At 34.9% G+C, this 7,629-nt stretch carries 7 protein-coding genes; 6 read left to right on the plus strand and 1 reads right to left on the minus strand.

All coding sequences use genetic code 11. From position 1 onward, the window contains the following. On the minus strand, positions 1-1,356 hold a 1,356-nt coding region (locus AACU98_RS16300), incomplete at its 3' end, for an NCS2 family permease (protein ID WP_049201729.1). A gap of 451 nt (positions 1,357-1,807) precedes the next feature. Between AACU98_RS16300 and AACU98_RS16305 the strand changes: the two genes are divergently transcribed. The 6 genes from AACU98_RS16305 to AACU98_RS16330 form a co-directional block, all read left to right on the plus strand. Beyond that, positions 1,808-4,324, plus strand: coding sequence for a two-partner secretion domain-containing protein (locus AACU98_RS16305; RefSeq protein ID WP_161735195.1), 2,517 nt, complete (start codon positions 1,808-1,810; stop codon positions 4,322-4,324). A 74-nt stretch (positions 4,325-4,398) separates the two neighbouring features. Continuing rightward, entirely contained in the window at positions 4,399-4,767 is a 369-nt protein-coding gene (gene acpS / locus AACU98_RS16310) for a holo-ACP synthase (RefSeq protein ID WP_004246770.1), read from the plus strand. 21 nt (positions 4,768-4,788) lie between these two features. Further along, the gene (locus AACU98_RS16315; RefSeq protein ID WP_004249064.1) at positions 4,789-5,544 is read left to right on the plus strand and encodes an SDR family oxidoreductase; all 756 of its coding nucleotides are present in this window, start codon (positions 4,789-4,791) and stop codon (positions 5,542-5,544) included. Between the two features lie 12 nt (positions 5,545-5,556). Then, positions 5,557-6,135 (plus strand): 3-hydroxyacyl-ACP dehydratase FabZ family protein, encoded by a 579-nt coding sequence (locus AACU98_RS16320; RefSeq protein WP_004246772.1) that lies wholly within the window; start codon positions 5,557-5,559, stop codon positions 6,133-6,135. A gap of 12 nt (positions 6,136-6,147) precedes the next feature. Then, positions 6,148-6,468, plus strand: a complete 321-nt coding sequence (locus AACU98_RS16325; RefSeq protein WP_004246773.1) for an acyl carrier protein — start codon at positions 6,148-6,150, stop codon at positions 6,466-6,468. Between the two features lie 30 nt (positions 6,469-6,498). Next, a partial coding sequence (locus AACU98_RS16330) for an aminomethyl transferase family protein (RefSeq protein ID WP_161735198.1) occupies positions 6,499-7,629 on the plus strand: 1,131 nt, incomplete at its 3' end.

A 7,629-nucleotide genomic window follows, 5' to 3' on the forward strand; every position in this document is an offset into this window, starting at 1 on the left:
AAATAAATTATTTAAATCAATGACATGAGTATCAATTAATAATATTTTTAGAATAAATAACAGTGAAACGATCACCACACAGAGATTAATTTCTTTCCAGCGTAGAGTACCCACTTTCATCACACAATAGGCGATAAAGCCAAGGGCGATACCTTCGGTGATAGAAAAGCTAAATGGCATCATCACGGCGGTAATAAACGCTGGTACGGATTCAGTTAAATCATCCCATTTTACGCGCGTTAAGCTGGAGGTCATCAGCACCCCGACGTAAATTAATGCCCCTGCGGTAGCGTAGCTTGGCACCATTCCAGCCAGTGGTGATAAGAAAATGGCGAGTAAGAAAAGAATACCGACCACAACTGCAGTTAATCCGGTACGACCACCAACAGAAACACCCGAGGTACTTTCAATAAATGCGGTAACAGATGATGTCCCCATGGCGGAGCCTGCGACAGAACTTAAACTATCTACATAGAGCGCTTGTTTCATCCGTGGGAATTTACCTTTATCGTCTGTTAAACCCGCCTTATCGGTGACACCAATTAATGTACCGGATGAGTCAAATAAGTTAACCAACATAAAAGCAAAGATAACCCCAGACAAGCCAATATCTAATGCGCCAACAATATCAACCTGCCCTACAACGGGAGCAATAGAAGGGGGGATATCAAAGATACCTTGATATTGAACATCCCCTAATAACAGGCCAATCACTGTAGTGATAATAATCGATATTAAGATTGCCGCATGAATATTACGAGCCGCAAGGATGGCGATAATAAAAAAGCCTAGAGCACCTAATAACACATTGTGGGAGGCAAAATTACCGATAGTCACAATGGTGTCGTTGTTAGGAATAATGATCCCAGAGTTTTTTAGGCCCATCATGGCAATAAACAGACCGATACCGCTGGTGATCCCAACACGTAAACTAAGCGGAATATGCGCTATTATCCAATAGCGTATACGAAAGAGAGTAAGCAAAAAGAGACCTACTGCGCCCCAAAAAATAGCGCCCATGGCCACTTGCCATGAATACCCCATCGCTCCTACTACGACAAAGGCAAAAAAGGCATTTAGACCCATCGCGGGTGCGACGGCGATAGGTAGATTAGCCACCAGTCCCATTAAAATACTACCGAACGCGGCAATTAAGCAGGTAGTAACAAACACTGCTTTAATATCCATATGGGCTGCAGCAAGAATTTGTGGGTTAACAAAGATAATGTAAACCATGGTTAAAAAGGTGGTGACACCGGCGATCAGTTCTGTGCGAACCGTGGTGCCGTGTTCCTGAAGTTTAAACAGGCGTTGGAGCAAACTCTGCGGAGCAGAATTTGATGATGACATGCTCATAGACAAAAGATCCCAAAAAAAAATGTTTTTCGCTTTATCCTACACAAATAAATTAGAAACTGCACCTAAAAAGTAATCGATTGCGTTTTAAGACGAACATATCACGAAAAAGTGTTGTAGAGATAAAGGAGGTATAGGTTTTAATTAAGCATTAATACCTATAGTAATAAGACTTGTTATTGGAAATAAAATGATATCTCTATTGGTATTATTTTTATCAGAGTAATTATTTATATTGTTTTCATTTTATTTAGTTCGGGATCTAATTAATTATGAATATGCTTTCCTATTGCCAAATAAATATATTTCTCTAAAGTTAACTCACCAGTAAATTTCAATCGATTTTTTGTTTTATATTTTATTTGTCACCTGTTAGTGCTTAATAGATCTTTTAAATAAAGAGAGATCTTATTATTTAATTAACTTTTGTGCTTAATATAAGGTAATTATAATGAATAGGAAAAAAATTGTTTCTTTTAAAATTAATTTATTAGTTTTCTCTGTATTATCAACGTTAAATATGGCGACAGTAGTACAAGCTGATCCGTCTGCTCATATTGTTGTGCAACAACAGCAAAAAAATAGTAGTGTTGATATTCTTAATATTGCCGCAGCGATTAATGGCTATTCCAGTAATTCATTAACCAGTTTTGATGTTTCTGAAGCAGGGTTAATATTAAATAATAGTCCTGATGGTGCTGATACTCAATTATCGGGGCATATTGACGGTAATAGTAATTTATCTAGCGGTGCGGCAAAAGAGATTACTCTTGAGGTTAATGCTAAAAAAGCCATTACGTTAAATGGCCCTGTTGAGGTGGCCGGAACAAAAGCACGGGTTATTTTATCTAATCCTGCTGGAATTATTTGTAGTAGCTGTAACTTTCTTAGTGCTGACCGTGTTGTGTTGACTACTGGGAAAGTGAATACACAAAATGATACCGTTGATAGTTATAAAGTGGAAAAAGGGAATATTACTGTTAAAGGTAATGCCACTTTTGATAAAAGTGCGCAACAGATTGATTTAATTGCCCGCAATGTTTCTATTGAATCGCCTCTTGATGCATCTGGTATTAATATGAATGTGATAACTGGCGCTAATGAAGTTAAAGCACAAGATAATACGGTGGTTGCACAAAAGCCAACAGGCGTTGCTAGTAAATATAGTTTGCAGATAGTCAAGAATGCAGGAGTGAGAAGCTCATCGCTAAAATTTATAGGTACTGAAGCTAACTCACCACTGAAAAATAATGGTAATGTTGAAACTGCTGGGGGAGGGATCGAGCTTATTCATAGCGGTGCACTTGATAATAATAAAGGTAACTTCTTATCTGAGGGGGATATCTATTTTGCTTTCGATAAAGGTGTTACAAATAGTACTGGTGAAATACAAAGTACTAAAACTATCTCAATAGAAACAAAAGAAACGAAAGTTGATAATATCTCTGGTGGTAATATTTCTGCGGATGGAAATGTAACTATCAATAGTGGTGAATTTAAAAACAATGCCTCCTATATTGCAAGTAAAGATAAATTAGATATTCAGACAAACGGTAAACCAATAACGAATACTGCAACGGTCGGTGAAGGCGTCGGTATTTCTGCTACTAATGGTATTAAGATTAATAGTGGCTTATTTAATAATAAAGAGGGTCAAATCAATTCTAAAAGTGTCATTGATATTAATACTAACCTAAAAGACTTCAATAATATTGATGCTTATATTGATGCGTCAGGGGATATTAGTATTAATAGTGGCGCAATGAATAATACCCATAGCCGCCTACGCTCAGTTACTCGTGTTGAAATTGATACTAATGGTAAGGCGCTGAAAAATACCGGCATGACTGCAGATACTGCTAGCGATGATTCATTAGGTATTCTTAGTGGTCTGGATGGTATGACAGTTAATATTGCTGGACTGAATAATGACCAAGCGATTATTGCCACCGATGGCGATATGAACTTCACTAACAAAGGCGACATTACCAATAAATGGGGACATATAAAATCAGGGGGGTACTTGACATTTAGTAGTGATAAGATCAAAAACCTCTATGGTGGCTTAGCATCTAAAACCGGTGCTAATGTGACTTTCTCCCAGACATTAGATAATAACTTTGGTGTTTTTTACTTAGAAGGCGATAGCGTCACCATCAGTGCGCCTTATATAAATAATAATAAAGGTGTTATTAAAGGAGACGCTATTTATTTTAAAACAGATAAATTTAATAACACATCAGGATTTGTGATCACTGAACAGAAATTAGAGATTGATACACCAGAACTGACGAATAACAGCAGTTTAGATTTCAAAACAGAAATGGGCTTTTATCTGGGGCAACCTGATCAGAAAGGGGGATTAATTAGTAAAGGAGAAATGAAATTAAGCGGTAATAAATTAGTGAGTAATAAAGGACGTATTGTAACAGAAAATGGGGATATGGAGCTTAAATTCACCTCTGTTGATAATACCAGTGGTACTATTGCATCACATAAAAATGCCTCTGTAGTGACAAGCACCTTTACCAATTCACAAGGCACATTGTTTGGCAAGGATAAATTAACACTACAAACCGATACACTGAAAAATAACAGTACAGGTTCGGTTGAAAGTAATACCTTAAAAGGTGTTATTGCGTCGAGTGGTGATACTGAAGTGACGGTTAATCGTGATTTTGAAAACAATGGCGTCATTTCTGGTGTAGAACATTTACGTGTAAATATAAATGGTAAATATACCAATGCCAGCAATAGTATTATGTCAGGTAAAAATAGTTTCGAATTAGGTGTGACAGGAAATATTATTAATCGCGGTATTCTTAATTCAATAAAAGACACGACTATTTCTGGTGAGAATATTACTAATGAAAAATCAGGTATTATTGTTGGTAGAGAAAGTATTACTATCGATAATAAAGGCACTTTTACTAATAAAGGTAAAGTTGTCGGGCCGTTAAATAAATAACATTTTAGCCTATCTATGAGCGATATTTTGTCGCTCATAGATCAAAGGATACACCATCTTGAGTATGAAATAATATGGGAATAGGAACTGATATTATAGAAATAAAAAAGGTGGCTATTGCAATATGTAGAAGTGGTGAACCGTTAACTCAGCGATTATTAACTGAATATGAAAGAAACAGTATCGGTAGAATTCATGAAAATTATCATCGTGTTGCAGGGTTTTGGGCTGCTAAAGAAGCCGCTGTAAAAGCAATAGGTACAGGATTTCGTTTGGGAATTTTATTTCATGATATTGAAATAAGGCATGATGAATATGGCGCACCTTGTTATTTTTTTACAGGCCATTTTTCTAATTTATTAAAGCAGAAAAAAATAACCCAATCATTATTAAGTATTTCTCATTGTGATCATTATGCTGTCGCTGTTGCAATTTTTAATTGATGCTTTTATAGGTGTTTTATTATGTTTATATATTCTGATCTAAAGAATAAGAATGTGATTGTTACAGGAGCTAATGGTGATATAGGTATTGCAATTTGCCAGAAATACCTTGAACAGCAGTGTCATGTTTATGCATTATATCACCAAAATAGAAATAACTTAGATAAGCTAAAAAAAGAGAGTGAATATTGTCACTGCTTACATATATTACAATGTGATATCAATAATGATAAATCAATTCATGATTTTTTAGATAAACTAAAGGCATATGCTAATGCTATTCATATATTAATCAACAATGCAGGTGTGATTAAAGATGAATTATTTTCTGCTATAAATATAAGTGAATTTGAATATGTTATTAAAACCAATTTATTAGGAACTTGTCAATTTACTAAACAGTTATTGCTTTTATTAAGATCGGCAGAAAAAGCGACCATTATTAATGTTGCTTCTATTGCAGGGATTGTTCCAAGTATTGGGCAAAGTAACTATAGCGCCGCTAAGGCTGGAATTATAGGTTTTACTCATACGTTGGCTGCAGAGTTGGCAGGTAAAGGAATTCGAGTCAATGCGGTGGCACCGGGTATGATTGAGTCTGACATGGTCAAAAAAGTGTCACGCCAAGTCGTACGTCATATTAAATCGGTTATTCCATTACAACGATTGGGAGCAAGTGCTGAAGTTGCCAATACCATTGTATTTTTAAGCTCCGAGGCATCGAGCTATATTGTTGGGCAAACATTAATCGTTGATGGTGGGATGGTAATGCGATGAGAGGTAACCCTTATGAGTCTCTATAATCAATCGTTATTGCCTCCTACACTATTTTTAAAATTAGGGGCATGGCGACAACCGACCATTATGGTTGATAGGATTGTCGATTTTGTCCCTAGTGAAAAACCTATTATCAAAACGATTAAACATGTCACCTTTAATGATCCCTATTTATTAGGACATTTTCCAACCGATCCTGTTATGCCAGGGGTTATGGTGGCGGAAATCTTTGGTCAAACGAGTGAGTATTTATCTTTTATTGATGACTTTTGTTCAATTTATAAAATAGAACACAATATTGAATTAAATACATTTAAAGAAATAGCCAAAGCCCTTAATGAGCCGAGATCAGAACGAATTTTAATTCAGCATCGAAGAAAAGTTTCCGGTGTATTGGCTTCACAAAATTTAAGGTATAAAAATGCTGCTTACCCAGGAGATACCATAGAGATAACAAGCATTCTATTATTTTCTGATAAAAGCAATTTTAAACACTATTCTGTTGAGGCAAGAGTGGGAAAGAAAATCATTGCTAATGGCACCATAGTTAATTTCAGAGAATATAATCACTCTGAACAAAATAAAAATTAGGATATTAATAGTATGGAAAATGACGATAAGTTAAATGAAAAAATTGAACAAAGAAAAAAAATGTTAAAGCGAGTCAAAGAAGGGCTTATTGAACGACTCAATTTAAATAAGAGTATTAATCAAATTGATGATGATACTCCGTTATTTGGTAGTGGTTTAAAATTAGATTCTGTTGATGCCACAGAGATAATTGTCTTTCTTAATGATGAATTTAATATTCAAGTTACAGAAGGTGATGATCCTTCTTATATGAGAACAATAAATAGCCTAACAACCTTTATTTTAAATAAACAGCGAGAAAAACAAGAAAAAAATGAGAGTAATAATAATTAAGTTATATCATTTTTATTTATTGGAGATGTTATGAAATACTTTGAAATGGAAAATAAAGCGAATGTATTATTCGGTGAATATAATGGAGTGACACTTCCCAAACGTTATACTAATGAACATGAGGCTTATTTCTCGGTAAGAAATAGCATATTAATGACAGACTTTTCTCATTATGGCATGGTGAAAATTTCTGGTGAAGATGCTTGGCGGTTACTCAATTATCTTATTTCTGCAGACATTTCATCTATTCGTGATGAACAACTACTTTATACATTGTTGCTAGATAAAGAAGGGAAAATAATAAGTGATGCCTATGTACTATGTGATAATGAACACTATTTTTTAATTTCAGAGTGGATGAATAGTGATGCCATATGCCAGCAGATAAAAAAAGTATTAGATAAGCAAGATGAACGGGGTGAATGCTACCAAATTGATGCTATCGCTTCTCTTACTCCAGATTGGCGTATGATCTGTCTAGAAGGCCCCTATGCTTGGGAAATTTTATCTGAAATCGTCGGTATGGATATTATTGGATTACCTTTTCATGAGTTTATGTATGTTGATGAAGATGTCATTACTATGCGTGTTGGTAAACACGGTGAATATTGTTATCACATTATGGGAGATGAAGAGAAGTTAATGTCTATTTGGCGACATTTATGCACTTTATCTGAGAAATTTGATTTAAAGATTGGCGGGGTTGATGATTTAAAAAATATACGACTAGAAAATCCTTGTTGGGAGCCTCAAGTGATTAATCCTTTTAGTCGCTGTCCTATTGAGTTACAGATGCAATGGGCGATTAGTTACGATAAAGATGCATTTATTGGTCAAGATGCAATAAAACAACGTGCCGATAATGGGGTAGATCAGAAAATAGTGGGCGCAAGAATAATTAATATGCCTCAGAATGCTGCAATTTTACAAGGCGATGCAATCTATTACCAAAATGAACAAATAGGCGTAGTTATTCAAGCGGGATACTCTTTTATATTAAAAGAACATATTGCCAGAATATTATTAAAACGAGAATTTGCTTACGTTGATATTGATGACTATAAAATAAAAACGGCTTATGGTGATATTGATTTTATCACAACGAGTATTCCCTTTGTTAATAATTTAAGTTTAATAATTAATCCAACCGAAGATAGTTAT

The sequence above is a fragment of the Proteus sp. G4380 genome (genome assembly GCF_963885725.1).
Lineage (GTDB): Bacteria > Pseudomonadota > Gammaproteobacteria > Enterobacterales > Enterobacteriaceae > Proteus > Proteus mirabilis.